This is a genomic window from Pauljensenia sp. UMB6358 (genome assembly GCF_030216865.1).
In the GTDB taxonomy this organism is placed as follows: domain Bacteria; phylum Actinomycetota; class Actinomycetes; order Actinomycetales; family Actinomycetaceae; genus Pauljensenia; species Pauljensenia turicensis_A.
This window is the reverse complement of sequence record NZ_JASOMS010000267.1, coordinates 1-239: the sequence shown is the minus strand read 5'-3', so window position 1 is coordinate 239 and position 239 is coordinate 1. Positions and strand designations below refer to the sequence as shown.

General features: G+C 61.9%; 1 protein-coding gene. It reads right to left on the bottom strand.

Annotated features, from left to right (window positions below):
- The coding region (locus tag QP381_RS09430) for a molybdopterin-dependent oxidoreductase (protein WP_336619919.1) at positions 1 to 239 on the bottom strand (239 nt) is incomplete at both ends.

The window sequence follows — 239 nt, the reverse complement described above, 5'->3', positions numbered from 1 at the left end:
CCGAGCTGGCGGGGATGGTTAGTGCCCGGGTTCTGCCCCAGGGTGATCACCAGGTCAGCGTGGGCGAAGTCTTCCAGGGTGACAGACCCTTTGCCGAGCCCCAGGGTGGGGATCAGGGCCTTGCCGGAAGCTTCGTGACACATGTTGGAGCAGTCAGGCAGGTTGTTCGTGCCCAGCCGCTTTGCCAACACCTGGAACATGTACGCGGTTTCGTTGCAGGTTCGACCCGAGGTGTAGAA